This window comes from Paenibacillus sp. Soil766 (assembly GCF_001428105.1).
In the GTDB taxonomy this organism is placed as follows: Bacteria; Bacillota; Bacilli; order Paenibacillales; family NBRC-103111; genus Paenibacillus_E.
Window position 1 is genome coordinate 93,543 of sequence record NZ_LMSJ01000010.1, and the last position, 18,526, is coordinate 112,068.

Below are 18,526 nucleotides of genomic sequence, written 5' to 3' on the forward strand. Positions count from 1 at the left end.
AATACTTTCTAAAGTTTGAATAAACTGTGTAGGTTTATAAAGCATCACTGGAAGAACCAACAAATAGCTCAACAACATACTTAATATAAGCTCTAGAAATAACGTACACCTTATCACCGCTTAATAGCCAATAGAACACCTGAGGAAAGTGAGCTCATTGCGCTCTAACGCGGTAGCCGTTAAGTCATATTCTCGAACGATATCGCTACGGGACTTTCCACTCTCGTACAACCGTACCATCTAGCTTTTAAATTCGGTCTTGAACTTTCGTCTTTGTTGGGGCATAGTAGATTCGCTCCTTGTCTGGTGAGTTCATTCTACTAGCCCTCTTTTGATGATCTCTCACTTCGTTGCATCTTCATTGGCGATGCTAATGTACATTGATCACTCATCCCATGATAAAATCACTTCACTAATCCCTCTCGTAAGTGTGTCTGGAAGATTACCACCAAATCCTTTTGCTATCGTTTTAACACTAATATTTTTGTTATTCTTATTGTTTATTACTGAGTTATAACTACCTAGCCAGTTATTTACCTTATTTACTTTCCCATCATTTACACCTTTTATTTTCACTGTAATAAAGGTACCTACAACGGTATCTTTAACAACATCTGTCCATGTTACCTCTTCACCCATAATTTTCTTAACCGAATTATCAACTGTACTGTCTACTAATTTATTAGCAAATCTACCTACCAATTCATTTTTGAAGATGCTACCTATTGGTCCAATTGACCGGGTTATGACCGCTGTAGTAGCACCACCCAAAGTTGACACCGTATATTCCTTCCAACTACTGCTTGGTTTTAGAATTGACCAACCTTTTTTTCCATCCGAAACATTCTGCACGACATCACTAAAATATTTTTCAGCAGCACCTGATACCCCTCCAACTACAGCCACACCAATAACGATAGGAACTTGTCCGCTAGGGTCGATGTTATTGACCGGATCACCGTTTACATAGGCGTATCGATTCAGACTTCTTCCATCCAGTATGCTGCCTTGAATGATGTCCTGATTCATAAATCTCTTTATCTCAGGATTGTAGTATCTGGCCCGCATGTAATACAGCCCGGTGTCATCCGTCATGATGCCATCGCGACCACTATACAGAAAAGGAGTCGAAGTTGTTCCCGTCCTTTCGATCAACTCACCGTATGTCGTATACGTAAATCGATCTGTAACCATACCTGTGTCATCTGTAATAGCGGTTGTGCTTCCACGCACGTCGTAGTGATAGGTGCTAAACGCGCCACTAGTCTCTTGATGTCCGATTAATCCAATACCATAAACAAACCACGTTGCGTTGCCCTTGGCATCTTTCATAGCTAGAACTTGACTTAACTCAGGCTGAGGATTATTGATAAATTCAATCCTCTCATCGTTGTCGATCACCGCTATTCTGTTATTTTCGGCATCATATTCATAAGTCGTGTTACCAGCCTCGATAAGCCGATTTCTGGAATCATAGTGGAAATTCACCATAACTCCGTTTAACGGTCCATAGGTCATGTTACCATCGGCATCATACTTGACTGTTTGACCGTTAAAGGTGATTAAGCGGTTATTCTTGTCATAGGTCATGACTGCGTTGTTCATTGTAATCGGCTGCGGATCATTGGATGACTCTTCAACAGTGATATTGCCGATCGAATTATACGAATAATCATTCTGATTAATGACATTTCCTTTGGCGTCGATTTCCTTTTGCCTGAGGATTCGACCCATTGCATCATAGGATTGAGTCAGTACGGAACCGTTAGCATTTACGGTCTTGGTGAGTCTACCATTGTGATCATACTCGTAGCGGGTAATTCTATTATCCCAGTCCGTTACCTTCACAAGTCTGTCTGCTTCATCATATTCATAGTTGACATCTTTACCGTCAGGATAGGTCAGGGTTGCCAAGTTACCCACCGTATCATAAGAGTACTTCGTTGTATTACCTTTACTATCCGTATATTTAACAACCCTGTTTAATTCATCATACTCTCGGGTAATGGTACCCTTACCATCCGATACAGTGAGCACATTTCCATTAGGATCATACGTATAAGCTACGTTTCCTACAGGGTCACTAAAGTTTATTAACCTTTCTGCATCGTCATATTTGTGGGTGGTTTCTTGCCCACGTCCATTTTTCATGGAAGCCATCAGGTTCAACGCATTATACCCATAGGTTTTCGTAATTCCGATGGCCATTGTTTCTGAAACAAGCCTTCCAGCTACATCAAAACCATAGGTTGTTGTATTTTCGTTAGGATTCGTAAGCGTTCTTTGATTTCCATTTGCATCAAAAGTCTGTTTACTTTCGCCTCCCAATTCATCAACTGTGGAAACAAGCCTGTTCACTTTGTCATAAACATACTTTGTGCTTCGGTTCATGGCGTCAATCGATTCAATAAGCCGTCCCACTTTGTCATAGTGGTTAATCACCTGATTGTCAAACGCATCTTCAACAAGGACAGGAAGATTCGTAGAGTCATAGGTTGTCGATTGGATTTCATTTCCGTAAGCATCCTTAAGTTTTACCGGACTACCTACAGCATCATATTCCATCGTCACGGCATGGCCAAGCGCATCTGTGATTGAAACTAGATTACCTGAATCATCATATGCCATCGTCTGCGAGTTTCCTTTGGCGTTCGTGATTTTAGTAAGTCTGCCTTCGTTATCATAGTTGTATTCGGAGATATAATTTAATGCGTCCGTTATGCTTGTCATTTTACCATTAGCGTTATATGTATATCTGGTTGTGTTCCCTCTGGCATCTGTCATGGTAATTCTATTACCACTATTATCGTAGGTATAGCTAATTTGATTTTCAAGCGGATCTTTCACGCTAAGAAGGTTACCCGCCGAGTCGTAGGTAAAGGTACTCGATTTGCCCGCAGCATTTGTAATCTTGCTTATTCTCCAGGCTGCGTCATAATCGTAGAACGTTTCTCCTCCTGCTGCATCCGTGACCTTCTTCAGCTTTCCGTTCTTGTAGTACGCGTAACCCACCGTGCCTTGGTCTGCTGTGGTCTTGCTCAGTAAATTTCCAGTGTTGTCATAAGTGAGTGTCGTAACATTTCCTAAAGCGTCTATCGTTGTCACCACACGACCTGCAGCATCGTAGGTGCTTCCGCTCGTATTCCCCGACGCATTTGTCACCGTTGTAAGCCGATCCTCGCCATCGTACTCGGAGAAGGTCTTGTTACCCTTTGGATCAATGGCTTCAATCATCTTTCGGTTACCGTTATACGTAAATCGTGTCGTATTTCCTCTTTGATCCGTTTCGGTAAGGACATTGCCGCGGCTATCATAGGTGTAAGAAGTTTTATGGCCGGCGGAATTGGTTCGGGATAATTCGTTTCCTGCCGCGTCATACTCATACAACGTCTTTTTCCCTTCTCTGTCCGTTATGCTGATTACCCTGCCGGCTGAATCATATCCAAATGTTGTTGTATTTCCGAGATAGTCGGAGATACTTATCAATCTACCATTCTCGTAATAGTAGGAAATGGTGCCTACTCCATCTACGGTTTTGGAGAGCAATTGACCGTACTCAGTATAGGTATATACGGTTGTAATGCCCCGCTCATCAACACTCGACATGAGGGAGTTCTTTGAATTATAGGTATTCGTCGTCCGTTCTCCGATGGCATTTTCGACAGTCAATAGATTTCCATTCGTGTCATAAGTCATCGTAGTAGCTCTACCTTCGGCATCTGTAACGGCCAAAAGATGACCCATGCCATCATAGGTATAAGTGGCCGTATTCCCATTTGAATCCGTCAGACTGGTGCGGTTGCCATTGCCATCATACGTATAGGTAGTCCTATGACCAAGCTCGTCTTCGATCATTAACAGTTGACCATACCGGTTACTTTTATGTTTTCTCGTATTGCCATTTCGATCGGTTATGGTAACGGTTATCTCCCAGCTTTCAGATGTGTCATCATAACTGTAGAGAGTCAAGAGGTTCCCTTCTACGCCATCATCCTGTGTAACAACCCTGCCCTTGGAATCATACGTATTGGTTAAGAAGATAACTCCCTCAGCAGATGTTTCTGTAAGGACGCGTCCTTCCGAATCGTAGGTATAGGTAGTCGCCTTACCATTCGCATCCGTTATTTCCGTTAACATGTGAGTGGAGTCATAATGGAAGTTGACCGATCTTCCCAATTGGTCAGACACACTTTCAACCAATCCAAGAGCGTTGAATTTTACAGTTAATGTCTGACCCGATTGCGGCTCGGTAATAAGAAGTTTCCCTTCCATGTTTGTTACCGTAACGGTTCCGCCATTCCTGTCTAGCATTTTCGTCAGATTACCTGATGGATCGAAGAAGTAAGTGTTCTGGTCACCGAATGTCAAAGTATACGTTCCGTCTGCATGTCGCTTTAACGCATTGTCATTGGCATTGAGCGTTTTGGAGTAGTATTCCTGCTCAACCATTCCTTGCTCATTTGCAAGCAGAATAGCACCGTCCGCTCTCTTACTGCCATGTACCTTACCTTCTATTGCGTCCTTGCTAAAGAACTGGGTGTAGCTTGAAGCTGACCAACGAACCCCGATCGTTCCATCTTCTTGGAGTTCAAGTCTTGTCTCGTAGTTATGGCTCCAACCTTTCCCTAATTGACCTTCGTTTAATAGCAAGGAGTTGTACCGGAGGCTGAAGGGGACTACATTTGAACCAAAAGCGCTAAGCGCTTCTCTTTCAAGTACATAAGCTCCATTGGTTGTATCTACCGGGTCTCCCCACAGTGAACCATCATCGATATATTGAATCTTATACTTGGTTACATGGCTAGGTATGGTTGTTATGGTCACGGGAACTTCCGTGGTACTATCGCCTGATGTGACCGAGAATGCTTCTTTCAGCCTGTAATAAACTTCATCCCGGTCTCCCACAGCACTAAAGTTTGTAACGTAAGTTCCGTACAAGCTTTCTCCTGGATTGAGCACGCCAACTCCTACCGAGTCGCCTGTCTGTAGGAACGGGAGAGACTTCTGTGCATCGATTGATGTTATGTAGAATGATGCGCCGCCCTCATATCTTTCCTTCTTTTTATTCCCATCCGGATCGATAATAACTACTTCATGTACAGTTGTTGGTTCGCTGTATGCGCCAAAGTTTGTCTTTAGGTTATAAATCGGTATGTCAGACTCATTCGTAATTCTGAACTGTGCATAATACAGCTCACCAATATAGGCTGAATCTTCCGCCTCTACATAAATATGCAGTGCATCCCCTCCCCAAACACGGAGTGGTTCTGATGTCTTAAAAGTAGTGCTTACAGGAGCGGAGAACGGCATCAATGCTCCGTTGAAATCCGCTTCAAGATTGTAGCTGCCCTTCTTATCTCCTCTAACAATCCATTTAACTTCTTTTGTTTCCTGTCCCGCAATATCTCCTATGTGAATTGTTGGGCTTTGTTCTTCCTCTGTTGGAGCAAGTGTAAGTCCATCTGGAAGCTTTAATGTAGCTGCTGAGTCCGCAATTACAAACTGCGGATCTGCCATATTATACATGGATAGCCCTACTTCAAAAAACTCTTTTAACCACGAGACTTCCTTTGGAATGGTAAGGAACGCAAGGGTTGGCGGTATTTCAGGATGGTTTTCATACGCAATAGCTTTCGGATAAGCGTATCCTACACTCCCATTTCCGCCGACTCCCCCATAGGATATAGGACCACTGCCGCCTAATATGTTTCCATATCCGTTTAATATGATATATTCTACAGGCAGTGGCTGCTGGGCAAACGTCAGGTGAACCTCAAATTTAAATACATGTTGGTTTTCAGGAGCGTTAACATCGATACCTTCAGCTACGATTTCTTCCAATGACATACGATGAACATTCAGATCTCCAACAACAAGCTTTGCTTTTTTGATTCTTACTGTAACCTGAGTTCCCTGGTACTGTTTAACTTCCGACATGACTTCAGCTGGCAAATACCCCGTTTTGTATGCAGAAACCCCGTACTTACCTGGTATAGCTACAACTGTAGCCATACCGTTACCATCAGTAATAAAATTCTTCGGCACATTATCAGGGAAATTAACATACACATTTGCCCCGGGAATGACCGCTCCGGTATCGCTATCAATTACCCTAACTTGTAATGATCCAACCTGCTGCCCTGGATAAACAGTCAAGATCATAGTATCGCTTGCTGTATTTCCAGAAGGGTCTGTAACCGTCAAAGTTACGGTATAACTCCCTGCCGATGCATAAATGTGTGTCGGTTGGGATAAGTTGGAGATTGTCCCGTCTCCCAAATCCCACAAATAGGCAGCAACCCTGTCATTGTCTTTAGATCGCGTACCATCGAAAGCTACTTCCGCTCCGGCAGTTGCAGTTCGGTCGTTACCCGCCTTTGCCTCCGGGGCAAAGGGATCCTGACTAAGCGGAGAGGCGGCCGTTTCTACACTCATGCTTGCATTATGGTACCGATCCACCGCTTCAACTTTGTAGTAGTAATCACTTCCTGGAGAAAGTGGGACATCCGTATACAAAGTTAACATCGTTTCGGTAAGAAGACTGTATGGCCCCCCCGGTGTTAGGCTCTTATATACCCTGAACCCGGCAAGGTCTGTTTCATTACCGGATGTCCATGAAAGATCTACCTTCCAACCGCCAGGTGAAGTGGTAACAATGGGTGTGGTTGGAGGGTCTACATCAAGACCATATGTAACATTTATCGGCGCACTTTTGTTACCTGCCTGGTCATACGCCGATGTACGCAATTTGTAAGTACCACTTATTAATGAAGATGTGTTCCAAACTAGTGATACAACATCACTAGAGACATCCAAATCCTTAGTTCCTAGCGCATTCCATTGGTCAGCCTGTGCCCCGACTTTCTGGTATTCTATTGTTACTTTTGAAAGCTTGTAGTTATCCAAAGCAAGTACATTTATTACAGGATTTGCAGGGAGCATTGAAGATTCAGCGGGATTTATACTAATAACTCTTGGTGCCTCACTATCTATTGTAAAATCGGCGGTTGTCGTCTGGCCAGCCGTGACGACGATGTCCTTCCACTGCTCTGTGTACCCTTCCACTACGACCCTTACCCGATAATTGTTCGCATCAAGATCGGAAATCGTGTAGTTTCCTTCTACATCCGTGACCGCGTTGCCCCACTGGTCCGGTCCTTGATTTGCAAAAACAAGAGCGTCTTGAATCGGTTTATTCCCACTATCTGTAACTCTCCCTGAAATTATCCCCTTCGGTAGCCACTTCGCATAAAGCGTCAAATTCGCCGCGCTCATCGTTATCGATGCACCAGGGGAGTAGCTCATTCCGCTACCATCCGCCGACGTGTTCCATCCAGCGAATGTATAGCCCGACTTTGCCAGATTTCCTATGTTATCGTACACTGGAACTGTGACTCCCGGTGTATAGAAATTGTTGTCGATCGGTACCTTACCGGTCGTAGCATTATTACCGTTATAACTGACTGATAAGTTAGGTTGTGGTGTGACGCTCACTTCGTTGGAGTAGTCGCTGCTTCCCCCTCCGTTGTTCGCCTTTACCGCAAAATAGTATCCTGTGCCGTTCACCAATCCCGTTGCCATATAATAGGTCGAGTCAGTCACCGTTGCGACGGGAGTCGTACCATATGAACCGGAGGCCGTTCCCACAAAGACATTATACGTTACTCTTTCTCCGCTTCCTGATACGGGGCTCCAGGCTAATTTTACTTGTTCATCCCCGGCCGTTGCCGTCAGGCCCGTAGGATTATTCGGTATAGTTAAGACATTAATCGCGCCGCTCTGATCCGATTCGGTTCCATTGAAAGCACTCACCCTAAACGTATATGTGGTATTCGGAGTTAATCCATCCACTGTATATATAGGACTGGTTACGGTGGCAATCGCTGTAGTGCCCTGGTAAATGTTGTAGACAGTCGCTCCAGGCACAGCATCCCACGTCAGCGTAGTGCTACTGGCTTTTAGATTAGTTAGTTGTAATGAGGCCATTGTAAAATCGACAGTAGTCGTTTGTCCGTCTGTAACGGTCACATTACCCTTAGACTGAGTTGTATAACCGTTCGCTGTGACATAGAGCGTATAAGTACTTGCATCGAGGTTCGAGATATTATAATTCCCCTCTGCATCTGTCATTGCATATACGTTACCATTTATTTCAACCTGGGCACCTTGAACCGGAAGGTGGTTAGTATTTGTAACCTTACCCGATACTGTACCTTTGATTGGCGACGCTACCGGCCCTTGGATCGTAACTTCGTATCCGCCTAAGTTGTTGCCATACGCTCCTGGGTCATCATTGTAGGCTAGTAGTAGTCTGCCATTCTCCGTAGCAGTCCAGTTATAGCTGCTGCCCACGAGGAATGTTGCTCCGATATGGCCGCTTCCGCTATTAACGGCACCGAGCAGAGCACCAATTGGGGCAGACGGTGCAAAAGCGTTTGAATCCATTTTTTGCTGTGTCGTAATACCTCCACTGCTAGAATAAAAATAACCGTCCGGATTCGTGCTCCCACCGGGAGTAAACATGCCTGAACCATTGCTGCTAATCGTAATGAGGGAACCAGCACTAATGTCGAAACCGGTATCCGTCCATTTACCTATGCTCGGATCCTGACTCGCGCTAACAAATACTGATCTACTGTTGTAAATGACTGAAGAGTTGGGTTGTGGCGTTACGCTCACTTCATTGGAATAGTCACTGCTTCCCCCTGCATTGCTCGCCTTTACCACGAAATAGTATCTTGTGCCGTTCGCCAATCCTGTTGCCGTAAAGGTCGAGCCAGTCACCGTTGCGACGGGACCCGTACCATACGAACCGGGGGCTGTCCCCTCATAGATACTAAAGTTTACCGTCTCTGTTCCTGATACGGGGCTCCAGGCTAACGTTACTTGTTCGTCTCCGGCTGTTGCCGTCAGGCCCGTAGGATCATTCGGTATAGTTAAGACATTAATCGCGCCACTCTGATCTGATTCGGTTCCATCGAAAGCACTCACCCTAAACGTATATGTGGTGTTCGGAGTTAATCCGTTCACTGTATATATAGGACTGGTTACGGTGGCAATCGCTGTAGTGCCCTGGTAAATGTTGTAGACAGTCGCTCCAGGCACAGCATCCCACGTCAGCGTAGTTACTGCACTGTGTAAATACAGTAGTTGTACTACTCCTTCAAGTCCCCCCGCATACAACATACCGTTGGTATTCAGCAAGGATCTTACATAGGACGGCGAACCGCTCATCTGCGCCCACGTACCGTTATTGTATGACCATATGCCACTTTCTTCTGTCCCCGCATACAACGTACCGTCAACATTCTCCAAGGCTTGTACGTTGCCCGGCGAGCCGCTCATTTGCGTCCACGTGCCGTTATTGTATGACCATATGCCACCTGCCAAATCATGTCCTGAGCCGCTGCCATATGTCCCCGCATACAGCGTACCGTTGACATTTAGCAAGGTTCTTACATAAGGCGGCGATCCACTGACCTGCGTCCACTTACCATTCCTGTACGACCATACGTCATTGATGCCGTTGAATGTCCCCGCATACAGCGTACCGTTGGCATTCAGCAAGGAATTCACCATGAACGGCGAGCCGCTCATCTTCGTCCACGTGCCGTTATTGTTTGACCATACGCCTCCTGGCATGTATTCCTGGCCCATGCCATATGCTCCCGCATACAGCGTACCATTGACATTTAACAAGGAATTTACATATGGCGGCGAGCCGCTCATCTGTGTCCACGTACCGTTACTGTATGACCATACACCATCATTCCCTCCCCCTTCATACAGCGTACCGTTGACATCCAGCAAGGAATGATTTGCATTATACAGCGAGCCGCTTATCTTCGTCCACGTGCCATTATTGTAAGACCATATGCCATCGCTTGCCCCCGCATGCAACGTGCCGTTGACATCCAGCAAGGAATTCACAATGTCTGGCGATGATAGTCCCACCGACGACCAAGTTGGCGAATTTGCATGGCCGGGGTCCGATGGGACGGGTTGTGGCAGCGTTACACTCACTTCGTTGGAGTAGTCACTGCTCCCCCCTTCATTGCTCGCCTTTACCGCAAAATAGTATGTAATGCCGTTCGCCAAACCTGTTGCTGTAAAGGTCGAGCCAGTCACCATCGCGATGGGAGTCGTACCATACGAACCGGGGGCTGTCCCCTCATAAATACTATAGTTTACTGTCTCTGTTCCCGATACAGGGCTCCAGGCTAACATTACTTGTTTGTCCCCGTCCGTTTCCTTCAGGCCCGTCGGATTATTCGGTGTAGTTAAGACATTGATTGCGCCGCTCTGATCCGAGTCGGCTCCATTAGATGCAGTCATCGTAAACGTATATTTGGAGTTCGAAGTTAATCCACTCACTGTATAGGTAGTATTGGTTACGGTGGCAATCGCCGTATTGCTCCCATTCATGTAGATATTGTAGACATCCGCTCCAGGCACAGCATTCCACGTCAGCGTGGTAGATACGGACGTCGTGCTACTGGCATTCAGATTAACCGGTGTACTGGAAGAAGATATTGTCAGTTGCACTACTCCTCCAGGTCCGCCCGCATACAGCGTACCGTTGACATTCAGCAAGGAAAATACTTTGCTCGGCGAGCCGCTCAATCGCGTCCACCCGCCATTACTATAAGACCAAATGCCGTAGCCATACGCCCCCGCATACAGCGTACCGTCTACATTCTCCAAGACTTCCACTCTGTCCGGCGAGCCACTCATCTTCGTCCACGTGCCGTTACTGTATGACCATATGCCGTTGACATCCGTCCCCGCATAAAGCGTACCTTTGAGATTCAGCAAGGTAATTACACCGTCAGGCGAGCCACTCATCTGCGTCCACGTGCCGCTACTGTATGACCATACACCGCCTGGCATACCATTATCCTGGCCCATGCCATACGCCCCCGCATACAGCGTATCGCCTACATTCAGCAAGGTATATACTTTACTCGGCGAGCCGCTCATCTGCGCCCATTCGTCGTTTTTATACGACAATACACCATAGTCATACGTCCCCGTATACAGCGTACCGTTGACATTCTCCAAAGCTTTCATACTGTACGGCGAGTCGTTCACCTGCGTCCAAGTACCGTTACTGTATGACCATAAACTGCCGTAACCATATGACCCCGCATATAGTGTACCGTCAACATTCTCCAACTCTTGTACTCTGTCCGGCGAGCCGCTCATCTTCGTCCATGTACCGTTACTGTATGACCATATGCCGGTGCCATCTGTCCCCGCAAATAGCGTGCCGTTGACATTCAGCAAAGTAGTTACATCGTTCGGTGATGATAATCCCACTGATGACCAAGATGGCGAGTCCGCATGAACTACTTTTACTGTACCCGGGAAGTCTGGCAACATAAATGCTAGTAAATTAAGAATTAGATAAACTGCTAATAGCTTTTTTAAGAGATACCTCATTTTACCTTTCCCTCCGGTTTCTATATTGCCATTCGAATACTTAGGACCTTTCTACTAACTCTTAGGACCTTTCTGCTAGGTCCCTCCTACTAACAATATCTTACATTTGGAATAGGGATAACTGCAATATAAATAAACCGACCTCTTCCGACACAGTAAGCACGTTTTTTACGCATATTGTCACAATATAACCTTATTTCTCTAAAATTAGTTGAGCTCAATTACCCTAAAAGGTAAGAGATAATAAGTTAAATGTGGGGGAGCCGTAGCGTAAAAAAAAGTCCAACGAAGTTGAACCATACAACTTTCAGACTATCTAGGAAATCCCCAAAAGCTAACTAGCAATGAGGCAGCTTCTTCCGTAATTTCATCCTTTCGTTAAACACGCAAGCCGTGTCTCTTGTTTTACACAAGAGAGTATTTAAAATTTAAATCACTTAGATGAAGATAAATGGATTCCAAAGACATGGAAGAAAAACGAAACAGCAACCGGCATAAGTCCCATGAGGACGTAATCTGCGTGGAAGGCGGCATGCCCACCATCATATCAAAAGAAGATTTTCTGAAGGTACAGGGTAAAAAGCAACAACCTACTGCCTTGCCGACTATAATTAAAAAAACCACTCAGTGAGCGGTTTTTCTGAATGGAGGTGAAGCGTGGTTGGGTAAATCCACTATTCGCCGTAGCGTTATGTTATTTTCATGCTCGATGAAGCAAGTGTGGCTGCAGAATCATCCATGCTAGTGGAAAGAAGAGCCAAATACCAGACGCCGGAGAGAAAGCTACGCCAATCAAAGCAAAGAGAAGCACTCCCCATCCAAGAAAAGAAGGCAACGGTTTTTCGAATGTTCGCAATATACTTTGCCAATGGATACCCGTTCCAATCCAAACGAAACCTATCGCTAAAAACCAAAACAAAAAGTTACGATCATACTCCATGTTAACCGTGTTGATTACTCCATCGGCAAGCATCTCAAGCAAAATGTCTTGACCAAGCAGCAGTCCAACAGCATTATGGATTACACCAATTACAATCAAGTACCAGCCACTGTACTTCCAAACATTTTTCATTCCTTCTCCTCTCCCCTTCCCGTGAAAATTCCAAACTATTTTCACAAAACCACTCTCATTAAATGAGCAAAACTGATCCGCATTAAGCTCTCGCAAATCACCATTTGCCTTCCACGGTCTACCCACTTCAGCCAATACAATTTCTTCTCTGACTCTCTCGGTTAGTTTGATGAAGCCGATATCTAAAAAACCTTCCAGCGTTAATTTCTCAAAATCGGCTGCCTCCATCACACGCTCAGTCAATTCCTCACCGGAAGCCCCCCACACTTCAGGTATAGGAAGAAAGGGGTCAATTAATTCATCCATCGTTCCTTTATAAAAATGTGAAAAACAGCCCGGTCGGAACCTTATAGCTACAAAACCAATCTCTTTCCCCTTGGGAAGCGACAATGAATAGGCCTCACGCATCCAAAACACAAAGTGACTTTGCGGCAGCCGATGACCGTCTCCCTTACGATCCGAAATGGAAAACGGCTCTTTATAAAAAAGTATCATTTCCATATTCATGCTTGGAATGATTCTTGGGAGATGGTGCAGTTCATACTCACAATTATCACTTTCCCAAGACCAATAACATTCGATAAACGGCTGCAAAAGCGAACAAGGATACTCGAACCTGATATTCATCCACATTCAACTCCGGAACCAGGTATGTTTAACGACATCTTTTCAGCCGCCTTCCCCGTTCAATATGTACGCTAATACGCTTGCTCCTACTATAACGATATTATCAAGCAAAACAGCAAAAATCCACAACCTCATGCGGTTGTGGATTTAGCATATGGAGGCGAGGGGAATCGAACCCCGATACATTAAATTCAAGTGTATTTGCATCTCAGCTAAACGGGTGTCTATTAATAACCTACCGAATCAGGATCCTTCTCCCTTCGATACGACACAACCTTGCAGATTGGACGACCTACAAAAGTAAAACCGTCTTCAGGCAGTGAATGAGTACTTACTGTGGTTCGTTTGACGATGATTATGTTTAGCTTTCATGATGCGGTAAGAGAGCTTTATAAGATTCGGCACGGAAAATACTTTTTCTATAAAATATGAGAACGCTGAACGGTTCCCCCGCTTCGTGTTGCACTCCACACAAGCAGCGAGTAAGTTTTGGGGCAGATCTGAGCCGCCTTTACTTGAGGGGACAATATGATCTACCGTCGTTGCGGGACGTCCGCACCACAAACAAGTGTATTTATCCCGTTTTAATGCAGTTTTTCGATAGTCTCGGAATGAGAAGGGGTTGTAAAGTAATTGGATTGTCTGGTCGTCAATCCAGACGGCACGGGCTCGGTTAACTTCCCGCCAAGCCCGGTCAAGCACACATGGGGTTAGTTGCTGACCATCCACATTGAGCACTGTTATCATATTCTATCGCCTCCTAAGACTTAATTTAGACAATAACCACAGACAAACAAATTTGTTTACTAGATACGTGGTTATGTAAGTTGGAGACGGGCTACTTTAGATGACTTGTGGTCGCCTTATATAATCCACGATTGTAGACATTACGTCTACAAGGAATCTTCATTCTGACCACCTAAATATCTGATGTCTACATTCAGTCTACAATTCCACTCTTGAAAAGGCGAAAACCCGCTCCCAGAGCGGGTTTTCAGTATGGAGGTGAGGGGAGTCGAACCCCTGTCCGAAAATATCGCCACACAGGCATCTACGGGTGTAGTCACAGTTTTGATGTCACCCGAGCAGCGCCCCGTAACCGGCTATGCGTTGGGTCAGCCTGATTGTCTTCCTACGTCCGACCCCAGGCGGAGACCACACGTCGTATCCCACTATAGTTGAGCCCCTATCCCAGTCACATGGGCGATGCTGAGTAGAAGCACGCTAACAGGTTATTAAGCTGCTAAAGCGTAAGGTTGTTGTTGTTTGCCATTTAATAGGCTTTAGCGTTTTATAGTGGACGCGGCCCCACTACCCGCAACCCGCGCTCAAACTATCCCCGTCGAATCCAAGAACACCCCCGGATTGCCTTCGTAACCGTCAGAGACGGTGAAGGTTAAAAGGAAAAGCTGTAGAGCCAAGTTACTCGAAATCTCTTCGTTACAATTACTAGTATACCACATGCCTCAGCAAAGTGAACACTAGGTTCATGGAAGACAAGGTGTTACCTTCCAATACTACCAAACTATCTAGCAATCTTCTGCTTCTCACGCAATGCGCGTTGAATATCGCGTTGTGCATCTTTCTTAGCAGCAGACTCCCGCTTGTCGTATTGTTTCTTCCCTTTACCAATGCCAATCAACAGCTTCGCATAACCATTCCGGATATATACCTTCAGTGGAACGACGGTATATCCTTCTTGCTTAGCCTGGCCTAGTATTTTGGCGATTTGCACTTTCTTCAGCAACAGCTTCCGCGTCCGTGTAGGATCTTCGGGATTGCTGCGATTGCCTTGATCGAAAGGGCTAATATGCATATTGTGTACAAAAGCTTCGCCATTCCGAATCGTCGAAAAGCTATCGCCAATGTTGGCTTTACCTGCCCGTAAGGATTTGATCTCCGTGCCGGTAAGGACAAGACCGCATTCATACGTATCTTCAATGAAATAATCGTGTGAAGCCTTTTTATTCTGGGCAAGTAGTTTGCCGTCAGCCTTCTTAGTTGCCACGTGAGATCCTCCTCCCGCACGCTAAATGCAGGTAAATCTTGCTACAATGTGCAACCTATTGTAGCAAGATCAAGCCCGAAAAGCAAGAACCGGAGACTATCTCTGCCGCTTCTTGCTACCATCGCAGTCGTCGCTCCGGCGACGACTGCCCTTGGCGAGCGCGTTCACGCCGCTCGCCCAATCCATGCCGCTGCGCTCCGCAGCAGCGCCACCGCCACCACCCGCTTGGGCTTCGCCCCCAAGCGAAACGCCGCGCTTGCCTTCGCCGCCGCGACTAACCCCGCTGTCAGTCCGCCCTGCGCCGACTGACTGCAACCGCTGGCGCAAGCTGCCGCCATCGCCAATCTTACCGCCTTTGTCGCGCTTGTCGCTCCAAGGCTTACTACCACCCTTGCCGCGGCGCGATTTCCCTTGACCTGCTGCATTACCTTGGAAGGCTCCACCTTGCCCTTCGCCAGTTCCAATGCCAGCAATGTGCTCTGCTTTGCCATCTCCACTTCCAGCAAAGCCCCCATCTATTCCTTGGCCTTTTCTGCCTTGTCCTTGACCTCTTCTCCCTTTTCCTTGCCCCTGAGCACTTCCTTGATCTTGTCCCTGGCCTTGACCTTGCCATTGCCCCTGGTCTTCACCTTGACCTCTTCCTTGGCCGCCTCTACCCCTAGATCTTCTACGACCTTGCTCTGTTCCTGCCGCGCCTTCTGTACCAACAGCGCCTACGGCAGCTCCACGAGCAGCCATTTCAATCCGCCGAGCCGCACCAGTATTGGCACGCCCACGCTTCTTCCCTTGACCTGTCCCTGAGTCTCCGCGTTTCACTGGATTACCTGTTGCCTGATTCCCAGAAGCATCGCTCTTATTCGTGCCCTCTCCTTGCCCAACCACGGGCTGTGCCTTCGCAAAGCCGCCTTTCCCTTTGTAACCGCCCTTACCCTTGTCTGATCTGCCGTCCGATCTACCCCTGCCTCTATCGGATCCGCCCGTATCTTTTCCACCGCGGAAACCTTTAAATCCACCTGAACCCTTGAACTTGCCTCCACCACCGCCGCCGCGGTTAAATCCGCCCTCTTTGCGAGGCTTCATATCCAACAATTCAAAGTCAATCGTATGATCTTCCATACTCACGCGTGCAACACGCACTTTAATGCTGTCGCCGAGTCGATAGATTTTGGAGGTACGCTCACCAATTAGTGCATGCTGTTTCTCATGATGGTTGTAATAATCGTCAGTCAAATCGCTCAAACGAATTAAACCCTCAACCGTGTTGTCCAACTCAATGAACATACCGAATCCCGTCACACTCGAGATAATACCCTCGAACTCTTCACCGACTTTATCCAACATGTACTGTGCTTTCTTTAACGCTTCTGTATCACGTTCTGCATCGACAGCAACGCGCTCACGCTCGGAAGATTGCTGGGCAATATCATTCATACGCGAAGCTAAATAATCATGGCGTTTATCTGGAAGAGTTCCACCGTTCTCCAACACTTCACGAATAACACGATGGATAACCAAATCCGGATAACGACGAATCGGCGATGTAAAATGGGAATAAAACTCCGCTGCCAATCCAAAATGCCCCAAACTCTGCGCATCATACTTGGCCTGCTTCATCGAGCGCAGCATGACTTTACTAATCACGCCTTCTTCCGGTGATCCCTTAATATCTTCTAATAATGCCTGCAAGGAACGCGCATGAATCGCCCCACCCTTACCGCCGCGCATCGCATAGCCGAAGGTCGTTACGAACTCCATGAAGTTCATCAATTTCTCGGAATCTGGATCCTCATGCACCCGATACAAGAACGGCACTTTCAACCATGTGAAATGCTCAGCAACCGTCTCATTTGCGGCTAGCATGAACTCTTCGATCATCATCTCGGCGACGGAGCGCTCTCTTTTAACAATATCGGTTGGCTTGCCGTCAGCATCTACAAGGATTTTGGACTCTTCAAAATCGAAATCAATCGCGCCGCGCTTCATCCGTCTGGAACGCAGTCTAGCTGCCAGCTCTTCCATGCGTTTGAAGTCTTCCATTAAATACGCGTATTTCTCTGCGATTTCTGGTTCTGCCTCACCTGTCAGCAACTTACGTACATTCGTATAGGTCATTCGTTCTTTTGTTTTGATTACACTCGTGAAAATCTCATGATTAACAACTTTCAAATCTTGGTCAAATTCCATTTCACAAGACATAGTCAGTCGATCCACTTGCGGGTTCAACGAACAAATCCCGTTCGATAAACGGTGCGGCAGCATCGGGATCACACGATCAGTCAAATACACCGAACAACCACGATTGTAAGCCTCAATATCAAGCGCTGTACCTTCTCGCACATAGTAACTTACATCAGCAATATGCACGCCAAGTCGAACGTTGCCATTTTCCAACAGCTCCACATTGACCGCATCATCCAAATCCTTCGCATCTTCACCATCGATCGTCACAATAGTTTTCCCACGAAGATCACGACGACCTTGCCCGATGATTTCTTCTTCTGTAATCGAATCTGGTGCGGCATCTGCCTCCGCCAAAACGTCCGCTTGGAAAGCCTCAGGCAATTGATGTTGCCGAATAATAGCCAAAATATCTACACCCGGATCATCCTTATGACCCAGAATCTCAATCACTTCACCCTCAGCCGCGGAACGCCCTTCCGGATAGTTCACGATCTTCACAACGACCTTCTGACCTGAGACGGCTCCCATAAAAGCATGCTGCGGGATGAAAATATCTCTCGTCATCCGTTTATCATCCGCAATGACGAACGCATACGTTTCTTGGCTTTGAAAAACACCAACAATTTGCGAGTTCGCGCGTGTAATTACACGTACAACTTCCCCTTCTAAACGACCACCGCCTTGACTGCGAGAAGTGATTTTCACAAAAACGATATCACCGTTCATCGCGGTATTCAGGTCGTGTGCATTGATATATACATCCGGGTGCTCACGGTCCTCAGGAATGAGGAATGCAAAACCTTTCGCATGAGCCTGTAGCTTGCCTCGTACCAAATTCATCCGTTCCGGAACGCCATAACGATCATTCGGGCTTCTTACGATATGACCGCCTTCTTCTAATTGATTGAGCATTTTGATAAAATCTTTAAACTCATTCGCGCTTCCTATTCCAAAATGCTTCTCAAGCTCTTTATAGGACATAGGCTTATACGCCTCTTCTTGCATCAAACTAATAATCTCTTTGTCTGTTATCATACTCACTCATTTCACCTTCTTGTTGTTGTTGAACTAAGCATTCTCTATCGCCGTATCCATTTCCTTCACTCCATAGTATGCCACTTCCAAGGAAAGGATAAACGCCATTCATGTCCATCTTCTCACCCTTGCTCACACACCGTATCGGCGTTTTGGTATAC

The 18,526-nt window shown here is 46.2% G+C and carries 5 protein-coding genes and 1 other RNA gene; all 6 read right to left on the reverse strand.

What is annotated here, in order from left to right; genetic code table 11:
• Positions 1-384: 384 nt before the first annotated feature.
• The 6 genes from ASG89_RS08660 to rnr all read right to left on the reverse strand — a co-directional run bounded on the left by ASG89_RS08660 (position 385) and on the right by rnr (position 18,365).
• Positions 385-11,442, reverse strand: coding sequence for a fibronectin type III domain-containing protein (locus ASG89_RS08660; protein WP_057310201.1), 11,058 nt, complete (start codon positions 11,440-11,442; stop codon positions 385-387).
• Between the two features lie 700 nt (positions 11,443-12,142).
• On the reverse strand, positions 12,143-13,108 hold the full coding sequence (locus ASG89_RS37530; protein ID WP_235549669.1) for a DUF6463 family protein: 966 nt from the start codon (positions 13,106-13,108) through the stop codon (positions 12,143-12,145).
• Between the two features lie 345 nt (positions 13,109-13,453).
• Complete coding sequence (locus ASG89_RS08675) at positions 13,454-13,888, reverse strand: HNH endonuclease (RefSeq protein ID WP_057310203.1); 435 nt, start codon at positions 13,886-13,888, stop codon at positions 13,454-13,456.
• 250 nt (positions 13,889-14,138) lie between these two features.
• Positions 14,139-14,503, reverse strand: a transfer-messenger RNA (tmRNA) gene (gene ssrA, locus ASG89_RS35070).
• 163 nt (positions 14,504-14,666) lie between these two features.
• The gene (smpB, locus tag ASG89_RS08680) at positions 14,667-15,149 is read right to left on the reverse strand and encodes an SsrA-binding protein SmpB (protein ID WP_057310204.1); all 483 of its coding nucleotides are present in this window, start codon (positions 15,147-15,149) and stop codon (positions 14,667-14,669) included.
• A gap of 96 nt (positions 15,150-15,245) precedes the next feature.
• On the reverse strand, positions 15,246-18,365 hold the full coding sequence (gene rnr / locus ASG89_RS08685) for a ribonuclease R (RefSeq protein ID WP_082592923.1): 3,120 nt from the start codon (positions 18,363-18,365) through the stop codon (positions 15,246-15,248).
• Positions 18,366-18,526: the final 161 nt, after the last annotated feature.